This window comes from Pseudomonas sp. ICBG1301, from assembly GCF_016918385.1.
Taxonomy (GTDB): Bacteria; Pseudomonadota; Gammaproteobacteria; order Pseudomonadales; family Pseudomonadaceae; genus Aquipseudomonas; species Aquipseudomonas palleroniana.
On sequence record NZ_JAEKGB010000003.1, the window covers coordinates 244,796 to 263,281 of the forward strand.

Here is an 18,486-nt window from a genome sequence, read left to right on the forward strand (position 1 = left end):
AACCCGACGCGGTACCCAATGTGGGAGGGGGCTTGCCCCCGATGGCGGTGGATCAGTCACATAGATGTCGACTGACACTCCGCCATCGGGAGCAAGCCCCCTCTCACATTTGTTATGGGTGTTACTTGAAGCCCAGCTGGCGCCAGCCTTCGTAGACGGCAACGGCTACGGTGTTGGACAGGTTCAGGCTGCGGCAGCCCTCACGCATCGGCAGGCGCAGGCGGTGGCCGTCGGGCAGGGCGTCGAGCACCTCGGCCGGCAGGCCACGGCTTTCCGGGCCGAAGAGGAAGGCGTCGCCTTCGGCAAAGCTGGCATCATGAAACGGCCGCGAGCCTTTGGTGGTGAACGCGAACAGGCGCGGGTGGCCCAGGCTTTCCAGGCAGCTGGCAAGGTCGGCGTGGCGCTTGAGGGTGGCGTACTCGTGGTAGTCCAACCCGGCGCGACGCAGGCGCTTGTCGTCCATGTCGAAGCCCAGCGGCTCGATCAAATGCAGGTGGCAGCCACTATTGGCGCACAGCCTGATAACGTTGCCGGTATTCGGCGGAATTTCTGGTTGAAAAAGGATGACGTGAAACATGCACGGCTCCGAAGGCAAAGATGCGTTGCATTCTACCCCTGAAGACGACCCAAGGCCGAAGCTATTGCCACGGGTCATGGGCTCTTTGGCGATTGTCGGCCTGATGATCGGCTTGATGATCGGCCGCCTGACCACACCCGACCCGGTCGAGTTGCAGCAGGTCGAGACCCGCGCGGATGGCATGGTGGTGTGGTTCAACAGCGAACCCAAGCTGCACGGCGAGCATATCGACGGCGCGGTGGCGTTGCTGTTCGACGCCCAGGGCAAGGCTGGCGGTGGGCAACTCAAGGTCAACGACAAGGATGTGAACTGGCGCGTGCGCAAGACCGATCGCGGCTTGCTGCTCAACCTGGTGGCCGCGCGACCGTTGCGTGGAGAGTGGAGCGGGGGAAAAACCGACGGCCGCTGGCGGCTGGAGATCCATCTCCGGGAGGAATAAAAGAGGGAGTTCCCGGCCTGCCTGTACCAGGGCTCCCAAAACGGGTGTGGGGCACGACGCTGTTAGCATCAAGCGCCCCAGTGTAAAGAGGGGATTCTCGGCCTGCCTGTACCAAGGTCCCCGAAACTGGGTTGTAAAGGGTTAATGCAGGGCGCGTGCCAGAACTTGTAGTTTGTACCGAAAAAAGTCTCCAGAAAGCGAAAAGCCCCGAAATACGGGGCTTTGATGTTTTTGGTTTTCAGATTTTTCTCAGCTTGGCTGAGATTTTAAGCATTGCATCTGTGCGCGATGACGGTTCGTGGTGCATTGAAGCGGTGCACGAAGATCGGGTTTGATCGTTCCCACGCTCCGCGTGGGAATGCATCCTGTGACGCTCCGCGTCATGACTCTAAAAGCGGACGCAGAGCGTCCAGGGCGGCATTCCCACGCAGAGCGTGGGAACGATCAGAGACCTGATACTCAGCCTTCATCACCCTCATCATCATCCCCGCCATCGACCTTCATCCCCAGCTCCTTGATCTTGCGAGTCAGGGTATTGCGGCCCCAGCCCAGCAGCACGGCGGCGTCGCGGCGGCGGCCGGCGGTGTGCTTCAGGGCGGTTTCGATCATGATTCGCTCGAAGGCCGGCACAGCGCTGTCCAGCAGGTTCGACTGGCCACGTGCCAGGGCCTGATCAGCCCATTGGCGCAGCGCCTGCTCCCAGTTGGTCACGGGGGCCGAATCTTGCGGCAGGCTCAACAGCTCCGGCGGCAGATCGCTGATATGCACTTCGCGTCCGGACGCCATCACGGTGATCCAGCGGCAGGTGTTCTCCAGCTGGCGCACGTTGCCGGGCCACGGCAGGTTCTTCAGGTATTCCTCGGTCTCGCTCTTGAGCAGCTTCGGTTCGACGGCCAGTTCCTGGGCTGCACGGCTGAGGAAGTGGCGGGCGAGGGTCGGGATGTCTTCACGGCGATCCGACATGCGGGGGATGTGGATGCGGATGACGTTCAGGCGGTGGAACAAGTCCTCACGGAATTTGCCCGCGTGCACCAGGGTTTCCAGGTTCTGGTGGGTCGCGGCGATGATGCGCACGTCCACTTTGACGGGGGTATGCCCGCCGACACGGTAGAACTCACCATCGGCCAGCACGCGCAGCAAGCGCGTCTGGGTGTCGGCCGGCATGTCGCCGATTTCGTCGAGGAACAACGTGCCGCCATCGGCTTGTTCAAAGCGGCCCCGGCGCAGGTTGGCGGCACCGGTGAAGGCACCTTTTTCATGGCCGAACAGCTCGGACTCCATCAAGTCCTTCGGGATCGCCGCCATGTTCAGGGCGATGAACGGCGAGGCTGCCCGTGGGCTGTGACGATGCAGGGCATGGGCCACCAGTTCTTTACCGGTGCCCGATTCGCCGTTGATCAGCACGGTGATGTTGGAATGGCTCAAGCGCCCGATGGCACGAAAGACTTCCTGCATCGCCGGCGCTTCACCGATGATTTCCGGAGTGCGGGTCAGGGTCGGCGGGGCTTCCTGGTTTTGCTGTTCCTGGGCGTGCTGGTTGGCGCGCTTGACCAGCGCCACCGCTTCGTCCACGTCGAACGGCTTGGGCAGGTATTCAAAGGCGCCGCCCTGATAGGACGCGACAGCGCTGTCCAGGTCGGAGTGCGCCGTCATGATGATCACCGGCAAGCGCGGGTGCTGCTCGCGGATGCGTGCCAGCAAGTCCAGGCCACTGGCGCCGGGCATGCGGATGTCGGAGATGATCACGTCCGGCTGTTGGCGGGCCAGGCGGCTCATCACGCCGTCGGCGCTGTCGAAGCTCTGGGTGGCCATGCCTTCCTGTTGCAAGGCTTTTTCGAGGACCCAGCGGATAGAACGGTCGTCATCGACGATCCACACAGTTTCACTACGGCTCATGTCGATGGGGCTCCTTGTTCCAGTGGTAGAAAGATCGAGAAGGTGGTGTGGCCAGGATGGCTCTCACATTCGATCAGACCCTGGTGCTGGCTGATGATGTTCTGGGTAATGGCCAGGCCCAGCCCGGTACCGTCCGGGCGGCCGCTGACCATGGGAAAGAAGATGGTTTCCTGAAGTTCCGCCGGAATTCCGGGGCCGTTGTCGATGATTTCGACTTTGGTCACCAGGCGATGGCGCACATGCCCGATGGTGAACTGACGCAGGGCACGGGTGCGCAGGCTGATGCGGCCCAGGCGCAGTTCGTTCTGGCTGCTGATGGCCTGCATGGCGTTGCGCACGATATTGAGCACCGCCTGGATCATCTGTTCGCGGTCGATCAATACGTCGGGAATGCTCGGGTCGTAGTCGCGTACCAGGGTGATGCAGCCTTGGCTTTCGGCTTCCACGAGCTGGCAGACGCGCTCCAGGACTTCATGCACGTTGGTCAGCGCCAGCGACGGCAGCTTGTTGGAGCCGAGCATGCGGTCCACAAGGTTACGCAGGCGGTCGGCTTCTTCGATAATGACGTTGGTGTAGTCCTTGAGATGCTCCTCCGGCAGCTCGCGGGCCAGCAACTGCGCCGCGCCGCGAATGCCGCCCAGCGGGTTCTTGATCTCATGGGCGAGGCCGCGCACCAGCATTTTGCTGGTTTCCTGCTTGGACAACTGAGCCTCTTCCTTGGTGATGCGCAGCAGTCGATCGCGGGGGTGCACTTCCAGCAGCAGCAAGGTGGCGCCGTTGCTCAGGATCGGGGTCACGGCGTAGTCGACGGTCAGCGTCTGGCCGGTGAGGGCGGTCAGCATCGCCTCGCGCTTGGTGAACGGGTGTGCCTGCTCCACTGCCTGGCGCAACGAGCTCAGGGCCTCGGCCGACTCGGTGAACAATTCGCTGATGAACTGTCCATGGCTGCGCTGGCCACTGATAGCCAGGAGCATCTCCGCCGCCGGGTTCATGTACTCAAGGCGCAGGTCGTCATTGAGCAGAATGGTTGCGGTGGTCAGGTTGTCGAGTAGCAAACGGTGCAGTGCATCGCTGATGGTCATCAGGACCTCTTTTGGAGCAAGGCGCGGGCTTGAGGCACACGCTGATACCAGGAAAATGCAAAAACCAAACCAAGGCTCCGAAAAGAAGCGCGAAACCTCTGGAATGGGGGGTTAAGGCGCGAAACTGTGGCGTTCTGCCAGCTTGATCGTGAAGTTTCGAACCAAAATGGGCTGGGCAGATGGGAAGAGTGCAACCTGACGCACCAATATAGTGCTGTTTTGAAAGGTCCGTTCAGGAAAGCCAGGCGGCTTTCCTGGCGGTCAGCCTTTGAAGATGCACAGCTCGGCCGTGGCGCGAATCATCGCCAGTTGCCGCATTGGGTCGTTCAGTGGTTCATGGACGGCCTGTGCCAGCCATTGCGGGCACTGCGGGTCGGTGCGTTGCGGGGTGAAATCCGCCAGCTGCTGGAGCATGCGCTTTTGCAGTTCGTCCAGTCGTGGGCGAATCTGCTTTACCAGATCCGGGCGTGGCTCGTCGGGCGCCTTGCCCTGGAACTGCCAGTCGGACAGCAGGGTGTATTGCACCAGTTTGTTGGCTTCGATCTGCGCTGAGAAGAATTGCTCCGCCGCGTCAGGTGCCAGTTTGTAGGCCGGCGCCTGGGCGGCGACGCTGGCGATCACCTCTTGTTCGCGCTTCTTGTCTTCCACCGGCTTGTGGCTGTCCCATTTGCTCAGGGCGACCTGATCGGCGATCTCCAGGCGTTCGGCGATGCTGTTGAGCAGTGGTTCCAGGGTGGGCGGCGCGGCGCTCGCACTGACACTGACGAATAACAGGGCTGACAAAAGTCTATGTTTCAACGCAGATCTCCTTGTGGGAGGGGGCTTGCTCCCGATGGGGCCTGTGAATACAGGTGCTGGCTGACACTCTGCCATCGGGAGCAGGCCCCCTCCCACATTTTTAATAAAACCGGGGCAAAAAAAGACCTCCCGAAGGAGGTCTTTTCGTCATCACGCTACTTCAAGCAGCGCTACTGGATCAGCAGCTGTAGTACAGCTCGTATTCCAGTGGGTGTACGAAGGTGCGTACTTTGATTTCTTCTTCGCTTTTCAGCTCGATGTAGGCATCGATGAAGTCGTCGCTGAATACGCCGCCTTTGGTCAGGAACGCACGACCTTTGTCCAGCTCTTCCAGGGCTTCTTTCAGGCTGCCGCATACTTGTGGGATCTCTTTGGCCTCTTCAGGCGGCAGGTCGTACAAGTTTTTGTCGGCGGCATCGCCAGGGTGGATCTTGTTCTGGATACCGTCCAGGCCAGCCATTACCAGGGCAGCGAAGGCCAGGTATGGGTTGGCTGCCGGATCCGGGAAGCGGGCTTCGATACGGCGAGCGCGTGGGCTGGACACGTAAGGAATACGGATCGAAGCGGAACGGTTGCGCGCCGAGTAGGCCAGCATCACCGGAGCTTCGAAGCCTGGGACCAGACGCTTGTAGGAGTTGGTCGACGGGTTGGTGAAGCCGTTCAGGGCCTTACCGTGCTTGATGATACCGCCGATGAAGTACAGGGCAGTGTCGGACAGGCCGGCATAACCTTCGCCGGCGAAGGTGTTCTTGCCTTCTTTGGCGATGGACAGGTGAACGTGCATACCCGAACCGTTATCGCCGTACAGTGGCTTAGGCATGAAGGTTGCGGTACGGCCGTAGGCATCAGCCACGTTGTGTACGCAGTACTTCAGGGTCTGAACTTCGTCAGCCTTGGCAACCAGGGTGTTGAACTTCACACCGATTTCGTTCTGGCCGGCAGTCGCCACTTCGTGGTGGTGAACTTCGATGACCAGGCCCATTTCTTCCATGGCGTTGCACATGGAGGTACGGATTTCGTGGTCGTGGTCGAACGGCGGAACTGGGAAGTAGCCACCTTTGATACCTGGACGGTGGCCTTTGTTGCCGCCTTCCACGTCCTGGTCGGACATCCACGAGCCTTGCTCGGAGAAGATCTTGAACATGGAGCCGGAGATGTCGGACTTGAACTTGACCGAATCAAAGATGAAGAATTCTGGCTCAGGGCCTACGAATACGGTGTCGCCGATACCGGTCGACTTCAGGTATTCCTCGGCACGCTTGGCGATCGCACGTGGGTCGCGGTCGTAGCCTTGCATGGTCGAAGGCTCGATCACATCGCAAACGAGGATCAGGGTTGGGTCTTCGGTGAACGGGTCGAGAACGGCAGTGCTGTCGTCCGGCATCAGGATCATGTCGGAGGCTTCGATGCCTTTCCAGCCGGCGATGGAGGAACCGTCGAACATTTTGCCTTCTTCGAAGAAAGCATCATCCAGCGCATCACGCGCCGGCATGGTCACGTGGTGCTGAGTACCTTTGGTGTCCGTGAAGCGCAGATCAATCCATTTAACGTCATGATCTTTGATGAGTTGAACCGACTTCGACATAGTGTCCTCCGGGTGGCTTCGGGCTGGGTAGTGGAGTTAGCCCTTAGAATGTGGGTGATGCCGGCGCGGATAGTCCGCCAAGGCAACCTGCCTCACAAGAGAGCAAATTGCATGCCAGTGCGCCAACATGGGTTTTCTGCTCCAAAAACGCCCCTATAAAGGTGCATTGCGACAAAAGCCCAGAAATAGCGCACCTCAATGTAGCGCAGCGGAGTGAAAATGCACCCTATTAGTGCATTGCGTGTGCTGTGCATATTAACTGGTTAAACCTTGAGCGATTTCCGCTATAATCCGCGCCCCCCTTTTTCAGCAGGCCCGGCGCGCGCTGTTTCCATGAAATTAATCGTTAAAGTCTTCCCCGAGATCACCATTAAAAGCCGACCGGTACGGACGCGTTTCATCCGTCAATTGGCCAAGAACATCCGTGCCGTGCTCCGTGACCTGGACCCGGCTGTGGTGGTGAATGGCGTGTGGGACAATCTCGAGCTGGAAACCCGTGTCACCGACGCCAAGGCCTTGAAGGACATGACCGAGCGCCTGAGCTGCATGCCGGGCATCGCGCATTTCCTGCAGGTGGATGAATACCCGCTGGGCGACTTCGACGACATCACCGAAAAGTGCAAGCAGCACTACGGCAGTTCGCTTGAAGGCAAGATCTTTTCTGTACGGTGCAAGCGTGCCGGCAAGCATTCGTTCAGCTCCATGGATGTCGAGAAATATGTCGGCAGCAAGCTGCGTCGTGAATGCGGCGCAGCGGGAATTTCGCTGAAAACGCCGGAAATCGAAGTCCGAATCGAAATTCGCGACCAACGGTTGTTTGTCATCCACAGCCAGCACAACAGCATCGGCGGCTACCCGCTGGGCGCCCTGGAGCAGACCCTGGTATTGATGTCCGGCGGTTTCGATTCCACGGTGGCGGCCTATCAGATCATGCGCCGTGGCCTGATGAGCCACTTCTGCTTCTTTAACCTGGGCGGGCGTGCACACGAATTGGGCGTGATGGAAGTTGCGCACTTTATCTGGAAGAAATACGGCAGCTCCCAACGCGTGCTATTTGTGAGCGTACCGTTCGAGGAAGTGCTGGGCGAAATTCTCGGCAAAGTCGATAACAGTCATATGGGCGTGGTATTGAAGCGTATGATGTTGCGCGCCGCGTCGAGCATCGCCGACCGCCTGCACATCGACGCGCTGGTGACCGGCGAGGCGATCTCCCAGGTTTCGAGCCAGACGCTGCCGAACCTTTCGCTGATCGATTGCGTGACCGAAAAGCTGGTATTGCGCCCGCTGATCGCCAGCCACAAGCAGGACATCATCGACCTGGCACAAGAAATCGGCACCGCCGACTTTGCCAGGCACATGCCCGAGTACTGCGGGGTCATCTCGGTGAACCCCAAGACCCATGCCAAGCGCCATCGCGTGGAGCATGAAGAGAAAGAATTCGATATGGCCGTTCTGGAGCGTGCGCTCGAGAACGCCAAGCTGGTGCCGATCGATCGCGTAATCGATGAATTGGGCCAGGATGTACAGATCGAAGAAGTCAGCGAGGCTCTGGCCGGCCAGATCGTCATCGACATCCGTCACCCGGATGCCGCTGAAGATGAACCGCTGGAAATTGCTGGCATCGACGTGCAAACGCTGCCGTTCTACGCACTGAACGCGCGTTTCAAGGAACTGGATGACAGCCGTCAGTACCTGCTGTATTGCGACAAAGGCGTGATGAGTCGCCTGCATGCCCACCATTTGCTCAGTGAGGGGCATGCCAATGTGCGCGTTTATCGACCGAGCTAAGAGCCCGGGGCTGTTTGCCTGTGGCCTGCGTCACCGGCCCCCCGACTCTGCCGTCAAGCTGTAACGGCAAGGCCTGACTCTATTGTTAATCGCTGCCACGACCTGTCAGCACACCGAATCCTCTGATCGAGATACACAAGTGATCGAAAATCTACGTAACATCGCCATCATTGCTCACGTTGACCATGGTAAAACCACCCTGGTAGACAAACTCCTGCGTCAATCCGGCACCCTGGAGCGCAACGAGCTCAACGACGAGCGCGTGATGGACTCCAACGACCAGGAAAAAGAGCGCGGTATTACCATCCTGGCAAAAAACACCGCCATCAACTGGAACGGCTACCACATCAACATCGTGGACACCCCGGGCCACGCCGACTTCGGCGGCGAAGTAGAACGCGTAATGTCGATGGTCGACTCCGTTCTGCTGCTGGTTGACGCTCAAGACGGCCCTATGCCGCAAACCCGTTTCGTGACCAAGAAGGCGTTCGAAGCCGGCCTGCGTCCGATCGTGTGCATCAACAAGGTTGACCGTCCAGGCGCGCGTCCGGACTGGGTTCTGGACCAGATCTTCGACCTGTTCGACAACCTGGGTGCCACCGAAGAACAGCTGGACTTCAAAGTCGTCTACGCCTCGGCCCTGAACGGTATTGCCGGTCTGGACCACACCGACATGGCTGAAGACATGACCCCGCTGTACCAGTCGATCGTCGACAACGTACCAGCGCCGGCTGTTGACCGTGACGGTCCGTTCCAGATGCAGATCTCCGCACTGGACTACAACAGCTTCCTGGGTGTTATCGGCGTTGGCCGTATCGCTCGTGGTCGCGTCAAGCCGAACACCCCGGTTGTGGCTATCAGCGCCGACGGCAAGAAGCGCAACGGTCGTATCCTGAAGCTGATGGGTCACCACGGCCTGCACCGCATCGACGTTGACGAAGCGGCAGCCGGTGACATCGTGTGCATCAGCGGTATGGACGAGCTGTTCATCTCCGACACCCTGTGCCACCCGGACACCCCAGAGGCGATGAAGCCTCTGACCGTTGACGAGCCAACCGTTTCCATGACCTTCCAGGTAAACGACTCGCCTTTCTGCGGTAAAGAAGGCAAGTTCGTGACCTCCCGTAACATCAAGGAACGTCTGGACAAGGAGCTGCTGTACAACGTTGCACTGCGCGTTGAAGAAGGCGACTCGGCTGACAAGTTCAAGGTTTCCGGCCGTGGTGAGCTGCACCTCTCGGTACTGATCGAAACCATGCGTCGCGAAGGCTTCGAAATGGCCGTGGGCCGTCCTGAAGTGATCATCCGTCAGGTTGACGGCGTGAAGCAGGAACCGTTCGAAAACGTCACCATCGACACCCCTGAAGAATCCCAGGGCAAGGTCATGGAAGAGATGGGCCTGCGTAAGGGCGACCTGACCAACATGGTGCCGGATGGCAAAGGCCGTGTGCGTCTGGAATACAACATCCCTGCTCGTGGTCTGATCGGTTTCCGTAACCAGTTCCTGACCCTGACCAACGGTGCTGGCATTCTGACCTCGATCTTCGATCGCTACGACACCATGAAGTCCGGCGACATGTCCGGCCGTCAGAACGGTGTTCTGGTATCGGTAGAAACCGGCAAGGCGCTGACCTACTCCCTGGAAACCCTCCAGGCACGTGGCAAGCTGTTCGTTGAACACGGTCAAGAGATCTACAACGGCCAGATCGTTGGTTTGAACAGCCGTGACAACGACATGGGCGTCAACCCAACCAAAGGCAAGAAGCTCGACAACATGCGTGCTTCGGGTAAAGACGAAACCATCGCCCTGGTTCCGCCTGTTCGCTTCACCCTGGAACAGGCTCTGGAATTCATCCAGGACGACGAGCTGTGCGAAGTTACACCTAAGTCGATCCGTCTGCGCAAGAAGATCCTGGACGAAGGCGAGCGTACCCGCGCTGCCAAGAAAGCCAAGAGCTGAGTTAGCTCAGGCTGAATAAAAACGCCCCCGGTCGAAAGGCCGGGGGCGTTTTTTTATGCCTGATCGTTCCCACGCTCTGCGTGGGAATGCCTCTTGGGACGCTCTGCGTCCCATCAAGAGCGGACGCAGAGCGTCCAGGGCTGCGTTCCCACGCAGAGCGTGGGAACGATCATCAGAACTTGTCGAGGGTCTTGAATTTGGTCTCGCGCACCACTTCTTTCGGCTTGTATGCGCAATAACCCGGCCGCGGCCCGATCTTCGGGTGGTTGCGGCAGGTATCCGGGCGCTTGTCATAAATAGTGCAGAAGCGCGTCTTACGATCCAGGTACAGGCAGTCGTTGTTGCTCATACGCTGCAGGGTAAAAATTTCCGACTTGGAATTGAAGCGCTCGACAATGCCTTCCTTCTGCAACCGCTTGGCGATGTTCTTCGGCGGGTCGCCGCGCTCGAATTCATCGACGATACCAATGCGGATCAGGTCCTTGATCTTCACTTCGACCGGCAGCGTGCAGCAGCTGGACACACAGCCGCCGCACATGTGGGCGGAATATTTCTGCCAGGTCTCAAGACGGTCGAGTTCCGCGGCGGCGATCAGTTGAGGCTTCATCAGGGTTCCAAAAGGTGGGGCTGTATCCGGGCGCGCGATCATACCGGGATTGGTGGTTTTTTGAACAATATTTTGCGGGTTTCAGCTCAAAGGCTGATCGGCACGACCCCTGCATTAAATTCGCGCATAGGTGAATGAGTAAAAAAACTGCCGAACCAGCACGTCTACCGTCTGTCAGACCGACTAGGCTCTAGCAACTCCTTCAATCTCGCCCGAGGTCGCACCGATGTCTCAGGAACCGCTTGCACGAGAAGCAGAGGTAGCCGCATTTCGCGATGCCGTCTTGACCAAACTCACCTACGCGGTGGGCAAGGACCCGGATCACGCCTTCGACCATGACTGGTTCGAAGCCATTGCCCTGGCCGCCCGCGACCAGATGGTCGATCACTGGATGGACCACACCCGGCGCATTTATCGCAAAGGCCAGAAGCGGGTGTATTACCTCTCTCTGGAATTTCTTATCGGGCGCTTGCTCTACGACAGCCTGAGCAATCTTGGCGTGCTGGAAATTGCCCGCGAAGCCCTGGCGGAGCTGGGCGTGGACCTGGAGCGCATCCGCCTGCTGGAGCCCGACGCGGCGCTGGGCAACGGGGGCCTGGGGCGCCTGGCGGCGTGCTTCATGGAAAGCATGTCGACCTTGGGCATCGCCGGCCACGGTTATGGCATTCGCTACGAGCACGGCTTGTTCCGCCAGGCGATTGTGGATGGCTGGCAGCAGGAGCAGACCGAGCGCTGGCTGGATTTCGGTAACCCGTGGGAATTCGAGCGGGCCGAAGTGATTTACCCGATTGGCTTTGGCGGCAGCGTCGAAACCCTGGCCGACCCCTCCGGAAAGATGATCCAGGTGTGGACACCCAACGAAACTGTGCGCGCGGTGGCCTATGACACGCCGGTGGTCGGCTGGCGTGGCGCGAGCGTCAACACCTTGCGCCTGTGGCGTGCCCGTGCGGTGGAAGACCTGCACCTGGAGCGCTTCAACGCCGGCGACCACCTGGGCGCCGTGGCCGAAGTCGCCCGTGCGGAGAGCATCTCGCGCGTGCTTTACCCGGCCGACAGCACCGAAGCGGGGCAGGAACTGCGCCTGCGCCAGGAGTACTTCTTCGTCGCGGCTTCGTTGCAAGACCTGCTGCGCCGCCACAAAAACATGCATGGCTCGGTGTTGAGCCTGGGGGAGCACGCCTCCATCCAACTCAACGACACCCACCCCTCCATCGCCGTGGCCGAATTGATGCGCCAACTGGTCGACCTGCACGATATTCCCTGGGACGCGGCGTGGGACGTCACCGTGGAAACGCTTTCGTACACCAACCACACCCTGTTGCCCGAAGCCCTGGAAACCTGGCCGGTCGGCCTGATGGAGCGCATGTTGCCCCGGCACATGCAGATCATCTACCTGATCAACGCACAGCACATTGACTCGCTGCGCGCCAAAGGCATCCACGATTTCGATGTGCTGCGTTCGGTGTCGCTGATCGAAGAAGACAACGGCCGCCGCGTGCGCATGGGCAACCTGGCGTTCCTCGGCTCCCATAGCGTCAACGGCGTGTCCGGCCTGCACACTCAACTGATGCGCAGCACGGTGTTTTCCGAGCTGCACAAGCTGTACCCGGAGCGCATCAACAATAAAACCAACGGCATCACCTTCCGCCGCTGGTTGTACCAGGCCAACCCCAAGCTGACCGCGATGCTGGTGGAGGCGCTGGGGCCCGATATCCTCGACAAGCCTGAAGAGCGCCTGGTCGAGCTGGAGCCGTTTGCCGAGAAGCAGACGTTCCGCAAAGCCTTCGCCGAACAACGCCTGCACAGCAAGCGCGCACTGGCCGAGATCATTCACGAGCGGTTGGGCATCGCCGTCAACCCTGCGGCGATGTTCGACGTGCAGGTCAAGCGCATCCACGAGTACAAGCGCCAACTGCTCAACCTGTTGCACACCGTCGCGCTGTACCAGGCGATCCGCGCTGAGCCGGAAACCGACTGGGTGCCCCGTGTGAAAATTTTCTCGGGCAAGGCGGCGGCTAGTTATCACCAGGCCAAGCTGATCATCAAACTGACCAACGACATCGCCCGCACCGTCAACAACGACCCGACCGTACGGGGCTTGCTCAAAGTGGTGTTCCTGCCCAACTACAACGTCAGCCTGGCGGAAAGCATCATTCCGGCGGCGGACTTGTCGGAGCAGATTTCCACCGCCGGCTTCGAAGCCTCAGGCACCAGCAACATGAAGTTCGGCCTCAACGGTGCGTTGACCATCGGCACCATGGACGGCGCCAACGTGGAGATGCACGAGCGCGTCGGTGCCGAACACATGTTTATCTTCGGCCTCAGTGCGCAGCAGGTGGAGGCGCGCAAGCATGCCGGTGAGTTCCACGCAGGCCCCGATATTGCGGCGTCCCATCGCCTCAATGACGTGCTGCAGGCGATTCGCGGCGGGGTGTTCTCTCCGGATGATCCGGGGCGTTATGTGGGGTTGATCGACGGCTTGGTCAGTTACGACCGCTTCCTGGTGTGTGCCGACTTCGACTCCTACTGGGACGCCCAGGCGCGGGTCGAGGCGCATTGGCATGACTCCAAGGCATGGTGGCGTTCGGCGGTGCTGAATACGGCGCGGATGGGCTGGTTCTCCTCGGATCGCACCATCAGGGAATACGCCACCGAGATCTGGAAAGCTCTCGACTAAACACAACTGTCCAAAATGTGGGGGGGCTTGCTCCCGGTGACGGTATTCAGTTAGCAAATATATGGACTGATACACCGCTATCGGGGGCAAGCCCCCTCCCACATTAGATCCTGGTCGATATACTGAGCGCCGGTTTGCCCGCCTCGGGCTGCTTAGGGATATCGACCATGCAATGGATTTTCATGCTGATTGGCCTGGTGCTCGGCTGGACACTCGACGAGTCGTTCAGTGATGCCGGCATCGGTGCGCTGCTGGGCTTGGGCATTGGCCAGGCGATTCGCCTGTCGCAGCTGGCGGCCCAGGCGCAACAGCAGGCGGGTCAGTTGGAAACCACGCAGAAGGCGCTGATCGCACTGGGTGAGCGCCTGCGGCAACTGGAAGTCCCTGCGCCGACGAACAATGTGAGCATCGAACCGCTCGCGCCTGAGCCGGCACCGGTTATAAAGGCGCCCGAGCTGGTCTGGGAACTGCCTGCCGAAATCGCCCCTATGGTCGTGGTCGCCGAAGCGAGCCAACCGTTGCCGGATGACGTCTGGGCATCAACGCCGGCGCCTCGCCCAGCAGAGCCTGCCATCCCCCGTGGCCCCAACCTGATCGAACGCGCCCTCAGCGGTGCGCGCAATTGGCTGTTCGGCGGTAATACCGTATTGCGCGTCGGCGTGGTGCTGCTGTTTCTCGGCCTGGCGTTCCTGCTGCGCTACGCCACAGAAGGCATGGTGGTGCCGATCGAGCTGCGTTACGCCGGTGTTGCCGCTGCCGCCGTCGGCCTGCTGGGCCTGGGCTGGTGGCTGCGGCTGCGCAATAGCAATTACGGTTTGATGCTGCAAGGCACCGGGATCGCGGTGCTGTACCTGACCGTCTTTGCGGCGATGCGTCTGCACCCGCTGATTGACCCGGGTGCGGCCTTGGGCCTGCTGGTGGCGGTCACGGTGTTCTCGGCGATCCTGGCGGTTACCCAGGACGCCCTCGGCTTGGCTTGCGCGGCGGCGTTGGGTGGTTTTGCCGCGCCGATCCTCACCTCTACCGGCGCCGGTAACCATGTGGCGCTGTTCAGCTATTTCGCCTTGCTGAATGCCGGCATCCTCGCCATCGCCTGGTTCAAGGCTTGGCGCTTGCTGGATCTGATCGGGTTTGTCGGCACCTTCGGTATCGGTTTTGCCTGGGGCATGCGCTCGTATACGCCGGAGCTGCTATGGAGCACCGAGCCGTTCCTGATTCTGTTCTTCCTGATGTACCTGGTGATCGGCCTGTTGTTCGCCCGCCGCAAATTGCTGGAGATGAGCGACGCCCCCGAGGACGACAGTCGGGGTGCCTTGTTGCGCTGGTCGGCGGCCAAGGGCAACTACGTTGATGGCAGCCTGTTGTTCGGCCCGCCGCTGGTGGGGTTTGGCTTGCAGTTCGCGCTGGTGCAGCATCTGGAGTTTGCCGCGGCTTTCAGCGCATTGGGCCTGGGCATCATCTACATGGGCCTGGCCCGGTGGCTCAGTGGCGGGCGTGCGTTGTTACTGTCGGAAACCTGTCTGGCGCTGGGGGTAATCTTCGCCAGCCTGGCGATACCCTTGGGCCTGGATGCGCGCTGGACAGCCGCAGCCTGGGCGGTGGAAGGCGCCGGGATCGTCTGGCTTGGCCTGCGTCAGCAGCGACCGTTGGCGCGGGCGTTTGGCCTGTTGCTGCAGTTGGGATCGGCGCTGGCGTTCCTCAGTGAACTACGGGTGGGCGACCTGACCTTGCTTGAGGGCGCGCCGCTGGGGGCATTGCTACTGGGCGCCGCGTTACTGTTCAGCTTTGATCAATTGCGCAAGGCATCGGCCGAGCAGACGGCGGTGTGGGAGCGCAAAGGCTTGCCGGTGCTGGCGAGCCTGGGCCTGAGTGCTTTGTACCTGCTTGCACCGTTGTTTTTGCTGACCCAAGGCACGGCCATCAGTTGGGCAATGGCCGGTCTGGTCACGTTGTGGATTGGGTTGCGCATCGGCTCGCGTACTTTCCTGTTCACCGCCTTCGCCGTGCAGTTGCTGGGCGGCGCGTTGTTCCTGTTGCGTCTGCAGGGGGGTGATGGGGCGGCGGTATTCAATGCGGGCTGGAGCGGCCTGATGAGCGCGTCGCTGATTGGCCTGGCCTTGGTGGGCGGCATGTTGCTGGCTGCGCGCGATGACCAGGTGCGCAGCGATGTGCGGCTGCTGCGTGGATTGTCGGTGGTATTGCTGGCGGGGCTGGTGCTGATCAACCTGGCGGTGCTGTTTGTACTGCCCTGGGAAAGTGCCAGCGGTGTGTGGGCGGCCAGTGGTTTGTTGATCATCTGGTTGAGCCTGCACCTGCAACAGCGCGTCAGCTTCGTGTTTGGCTTGCTGTTGCAACTGGTCGGCGGCGCCTCCTTCCTGCTGGCGGTGCCGGAGCTGCTCGGGCCCATGACCGGCGACGGCTTGCGGCCGTTGGCCCACAGTGGGTTCTGGACACCGATGGTGCTGGGCCTTGCTGCTCTGGTCGGCGCCTGGCGCTTGCAGCGCGAACCCCAGGCGCCGGTATTTACCGTGTTGAAGCTGCAACGCCTGTCCGACTTGTTGCTGGTGTGGGGTGCCGCCTGGTGGGCGCTGGCATTGATCGGTGAAGTGTTGCGGTTTATCCCCGAGGAACTGCAAGGCCCGTTCCTGCTGGCGATTGCCGCGGTGAGCGTGGCGATTTGGGCGCTGTTGGCCGAACGCCTGCGCTGGGCCTCGCTGGGCATGCTGTGCACCTTGCTGATGCCGGCGGCGGGCCTGGTGTTGCTGGTGTCTGCCCATGCCTATTACCACCCGGCGGCCCACTACGGTTGGCTGGCCTGGCTGGCGGTGTTCGCGGTGCATTTCATTGCGCTGCGCCGCTTGGCTGCGGTGGTGCCAGGCAAGGTGTTGAGCATCGCTCATGTGGTTGGCTGCTGGATGTTGATCGGCGTGCTGGCCCTGGAATTGCGCTACGGCTTGTTGTTGCTGTCGAGCGAGTACAACGCCTGGCGCTGGCTGGGTTGGGCCGTTCTGCCGAGCCTGTATCTGGTGCTGGCGGCCGCGCCACGCGGTTGGCCGTGGCCGGTGGCGGCTTATCCGCGTGAGTATCGCGTGCTGGCGGCATTGCCGTTGGCGGTGTTGATGCTCGGCTGGTTCTGGCTGGCGAATATCTTCAGCGACGGCACGGCCAGGCCTCTGCCTTATGTGCCGCTGCTCAACCCGTTGGATCTAGGCTTGCTGTTCGCGCTGCTGGGAGTGTACCTGTGGTCGCGCAGCGTGGCGCCGCAACGCGGGCCGCAGGCTGAGCTGATCGCCCAGGGTGTCGCGGGTGTTTCGCTGTTTGCGTTCTTGACGGCATTGGTGATGCGCACCGCCCACCATTGGGGCGGCGTGCCGTTTCACTGGGATGCGCTGTTGGAGTCGATGCTGGTGCAGGCCGGACTGTCGATCGTCTGGACCCTGATCGCCCTCGGCCTGATGATCGGCGGTCACCTGCGCCATCGTCGCGAAGTGTGGCTGATCGGCGCGGCGCTGATTGCGGTGGTGGTGGCCAAGCTGTTCTTTGTCGAACTGAGTAACCGCGGCGGTCTGGCGCGGATCGTGTCGTTTATCGGCGTCGGCGGGCTGTTGCTGGTGGTGGGCTACTTTGCACCGCTGCCGCCCAAACGTGCGGAACCTGTGATTCAAACCGAAGGAGCGTCTTCTTGATGGGCAAGCTGAGTCTGGCTGGGTGGATGGTAGGGCTGCTGTGTTCGGCGGTTTACGCGCAGGAAGGGCCGGCTGACTTCACCACGCAGGTGCCGCTGGCCGTGAGCGGCAATGGCCCCTGGTATCGCCTGGAGCTGCCGCTGGCGGTGCAGTTGAGTGCGCGGCAGGCCGATCTCAGTGATGTGCGGGTGTTCAACGCCGCAGGGGAGCCACAGGCTTATGCGTTGTCGCGCCAATCGGCGCAGCGTACTGAAAGCCGCGACGTTGCCGATGTGAAGTGGTTTCCGCTGTACGCCGCTGATGCGCAGCAAGCGTTGCCCGGCGTGGTGATGAAATCCACCACCGAGGGCACCTTGCTGGAGGTGCGCCCGGCCATCAAGACAGAGAAACAGGTGCTGCGCGGCTGGGTGCTGGACGCCAGTGCGATCAAGGCGCCGTTGCAGCAACTGAGCCTTGACTGGAGCCGCGAGCAGGATGGTTTCCAGCGTTTCAGCATTGAAGCCAGTGATGACCTGCAACACTGGCAAGCCTGGGGTGATGGCCAAGTAGCGCGCTTGTCGTTTGCCGACGAGCGGGTCGAGCAGCATGACGTGAGCCTGCCGGGGCAGTCGGCACGCTATCTGCGTCTGGTCTGGCAGGGCCAAGCCGCGCCGCAGTTGACCTCGGCCAAGCTGGTCAGCGCGACCAGCAGCAGCCTGCCGCTGCCGTTGGTGTGGTCGCAGCCGTTGTCGGGCACGCGGCTCAACGCCGGCGAATACAGCTGGCAGTTGCCGACGGGCCTGCATGTCGAGCGCTTGCGCGTCGAGTTGAAGCAACCCAACACGTTGGCCCCTGTGACCTTGGCCGGGCGCCTTGAGGCCAATCAAGCGTGGCAGCCGCTGAGTAATGGTTTGTTGTATCGCCTGACCCGCAATGGCCAGGACGTGGTGCAGGATGAGTTGCAATTGCCGGGCGTGGCCGTTGCGCAGCTCAAGTTGCAGGTGGATGAGCGGGGCGGCGGTCTGGGGGTCGAAGCACCGGCCCTGCGGTTTGCCGTGCGCTCCACGCAATTGGTGTTCCTGGCGCGGGGTGAGCCGCCGTTTACTCTGGCGCTCGGCAATGCTTCGGTGAAGGCGGCGAATTTGCCGTTATCCACGTTGATTCCCGACTACAGTGCCGAACGGCTCAAGGCATTGGGCCAGGCCAGCGTCACGGGAGAGGTTGTGGTCAAGCCCGCCGCCGTGGCCGTTTCGCCTGAGGTAGGTAGCGACTGGAAGAAGTTCGGCCTGTGGGCTGTGCTCCTGTTGGGCGTGGCGGCACTGGGCGCCATGGCCTACAGTTTGTTGCGCAAGCCTCAGGGTACCCCCTGAACTCTATTGGCTTTAAATCCTCTGATTAGAGGATTTAAGCCT

General features: G+C 60.9%; 12 protein-coding genes. 6 read left to right on the forward strand and 6 right to left on the reverse strand.

The window, feature by feature from the left end:
- Positions 1–121 precede the first annotated feature (121 nt).
- Positions 122–577: a tRNA (cytidine(34)-2'-O)-methyltransferase gene (locus JBE38_RS08370; protein ID WP_003171120.1), complete on the reverse strand. Its 456-nt coding sequence runs from the start codon at positions 575–577 to the stop codon at positions 122–124.
- Between JBE38_RS08370 and JBE38_RS08375 the strand changes: the two genes are divergently transcribed.
- Positions 576–1,016, forward strand: a complete 441-nt coding sequence (locus JBE38_RS08375) for a hypothetical protein (RefSeq protein ID WP_205344112.1) — start codon at positions 576–578, stop codon at positions 1,014–1,016. The two genes, JBE38_RS08370 and JBE38_RS08375, sit on opposite strands and share 2 nt — an antisense overlap.
- 459 nt (positions 1,017–1,475) lie before the next feature.
- On the opposite strand, the gene ntrC is transcribed toward JBE38_RS08375, so the two are convergent.
- From ntrC to glnA, 4 genes are all read right to left on the reverse strand, one after another.
- Positions 1,476–2,912, reverse strand: coding sequence for a nitrogen regulation protein NR(I) (ntrC, locus tag JBE38_RS08380; protein WP_060754601.1), 1,437 nt, complete (start codon positions 2,910–2,912; stop codon positions 1,476–1,478).
- Entirely contained in the window at positions 2,909–3,994 is a 1,086-nt protein-coding gene (gene glnL, locus JBE38_RS08385; protein ID WP_060754600.1) for a nitrogen regulation protein NR(II), read from the reverse strand. Before glnL ends, ntrC begins: the two co-directional genes overlap by 4 nt.
- 261 nt (positions 3,995–4,255) lie before the next feature.
- Complete coding sequence (locus tag JBE38_RS08390) at positions 4,256–4,792, reverse strand: chorismate mutase (RefSeq protein ID WP_060754599.1); 537 nt, start codon at positions 4,790–4,792, stop codon at positions 4,256–4,258.
- Positions 4,793–4,970: 178 nt separating this feature from the next.
- Positions 4,971–6,377: a glutamate--ammonia ligase gene (gene glnA / locus JBE38_RS08395; RefSeq protein WP_060754598.1), complete on the reverse strand. Its 1,407-nt coding sequence runs from the start codon at positions 6,375–6,377 to the stop codon at positions 4,971–4,973.
- 333 nt (positions 6,378–6,710) lie between these two features.
- On the opposite strand from glnA, the gene thiI reads away from it, so the two are divergent.
- Both thiI and typA read left to right on the forward strand, forming a co-directional pair.
- Complete coding sequence (gene thiI, locus JBE38_RS08400) at positions 6,711–8,165, forward strand: tRNA uracil 4-sulfurtransferase ThiI (RefSeq protein ID WP_205344113.1); 1,455 nt, start codon at positions 6,711–6,713, stop codon at positions 8,163–8,165.
- Positions 8,166–8,304: 139 nt separating this feature from the next.
- Positions 8,305–10,125 (forward strand): translational GTPase TypA, encoded by a 1,821-nt coding sequence (gene typA, locus JBE38_RS08405; protein WP_205344114.1) that lies wholly within the window; start codon positions 8,305–8,307, stop codon positions 10,123–10,125.
- Positions 10,126–10,297: 172 nt separating this feature from the next.
- Here typA and JBE38_RS08410 read toward each other — a convergent pair whose 3' ends face one another.
- The gene (locus JBE38_RS08410; RefSeq protein WP_017529542.1) at positions 10,298–10,732 is read right to left on the reverse strand and encodes a YkgJ family cysteine cluster protein; all 435 of its coding nucleotides are present in this window, start codon (positions 10,730–10,732) and stop codon (positions 10,298–10,300) included.
- A 226-nt stretch (positions 10,733–10,958) separates the two neighbouring features.
- On the opposite strand from JBE38_RS08410, the gene JBE38_RS08415 reads away from it, so the two are divergent.
- The 3 genes from JBE38_RS08415 to JBE38_RS08425 all read left to right on the forward strand — a co-directional run bounded on the left by JBE38_RS08415 (position 10,959) and on the right by JBE38_RS08425 (position 18,444).
- Complete coding sequence (locus JBE38_RS08415; protein ID WP_090367352.1) at positions 10,959–13,409, forward strand: glycogen/starch/alpha-glucan phosphorylase; 2,451 nt, start codon at positions 10,959–10,961, stop codon at positions 13,407–13,409.
- A gap of 167 nt (positions 13,410–13,576) precedes the next feature.
- On the forward strand, positions 13,577–17,095 hold the full coding sequence (locus JBE38_RS08420; protein ID WP_205344115.1) for a DUF2339 domain-containing protein: 3,519 nt from the start codon (positions 13,577–13,579) through the stop codon (positions 17,093–17,095).
- Complete coding sequence (locus JBE38_RS08425) at positions 17,095–18,444, forward strand: DUF3999 domain-containing protein (protein WP_205344116.1); 1,350 nt, start codon at positions 17,095–17,097, stop codon at positions 18,442–18,444. Before JBE38_RS08420 ends, JBE38_RS08425 begins: the two co-directional genes overlap by 1 nt.
- The last annotated feature ends 42 nt before the right edge of the window (positions 18,445–18,486 follow it).